This window comes from Pectobacterium hainanensis (assembly GCF_046237015.1).
Taxonomy (GTDB): Bacteria; Pseudomonadota; Gammaproteobacteria; order Enterobacterales; family Enterobacteriaceae; genus JBJYIN01.
Genome location: NZ_JBJYIN010000039.1, coordinates 1 through 1247, shown reverse-complemented (window position 1 = coordinate 1247; position 1247 = coordinate 1). Strand labels below are relative to the sequence as shown.

Sequence of the window (1247 nt, the reverse complement as noted above, 5' to 3'; positions counted from 1 at the left end):
TGATCCTACCCACGTAATGTGGACACAGCCCTAAGCGAGGTTCTGGTTTTCAAATTGTTCCGGGCTGAGACCGCCACAACCACTGTGACGACGCCAGCGATTATAATCGCACTCAATATAATTAAATACCGTTGAGCGCATCATTTCCCTGCTACTAAAGCGTTCCCCGTGGATGCATTCCACTTTCAGTGTGTGAAAGAAGCTTTCCACGCAGGCGTTATCGTAGCAACAACCCTTTGCGCTCATGCTGCCATGTAGACTATGTCGTTTCAGCAACGCCTGATAATCCGCTGAACAATACTGTCCGCCTCTATCTGTATGAACAATGACATTCTCTGGGCGTTTACGTCTCCAGAGCGCCATCTGTAACGCATCACAAGCCAGTTGTGCCGTCATTCGTGATGACATCGACCAGCCAATTACCGCCCGTGACCACAGGTCAATCACAACGGCCAGATAGAGCCAGCCTTCATCTGTGCGAAGATACGTGATATCACCAGCCCACTTCTGGTTCGGGCCACTGGCGATAAAGTTCTGCTTCAGCAGGTTTTCCGATACCGGCAGGCCATGTTCACGGTAGCTGACCGGACTGAATTTACGGCTGGCTTTCGCCCGTAGCCCCTGACGACGCAGACTGGCTGCGATGGTTTTGATGTTGTACTCAGGCAACTCATCAGCAAGGCGTGGCGCACCATAGCGCTGTTTCGCCTCAGCGAAGGCTTTACGGACCGCTTCATCACAAGTGAGCCGGAACTGCTGACGCGAGTTAACCTGATGGCGGCGACAACGCCAGACATACCAACCGCTGCGGGCAACCCGAAGCACCCGACACATGGCTTTGATGCTGAACTCAGCCTGATGCTTTTCAATAAAGACATACTTCATTTCAGGCGCTTCGCGAAGTATGTCGCGGCCTTTTGGAGAATGGCCAGTTCCTCATCTCTCTCTGCCAGTTGGCGCTTGAGGCGGGCAATCTCTGCGGCCTGTTCACTCTCTCGCTCAGAGGTAGTTGTCTGGCTCTGTTGCTTACTACGCCAGTTATAGAGCTGGGATTCGTACAGACTGAGTTCACGAGCAGCGGCAGCGACACCGATGCGTTCAGCGAGTTTCAGAGCTTCATCGCGGAATTCGGGCGTATGTTGCTTACGGGGTTTCTTATTGGTTGATGCTGGTTTTGTCATGAGTAATCACCTCTGGTAGAGAGTTTACTCACTTAGTCGCGTGTCCACTAATGCTGGGTAAGATCA

1 protein-coding gene is annotated in these 1247 nt (G+C 52.3%); it reads right to left on the bottom strand.

What is annotated here, in order from left to right; translation table 11 throughout:
• Window positions 1-30 precede the first annotated feature (30 nt).
• A protein-coding gene (locus tag ACKPVM_RS20405) for an IS3 family transposase (protein ID WP_342414454.1) occupies window positions 31-1181 on the bottom strand; the annotation gives its coding sequence in 2 pieces (ribosomal slippage) (window positions 31-923 and window positions 923-1181; 1152 coding nt in all).
• Window positions 1182-1247: the final 66 nt, after the last annotated feature.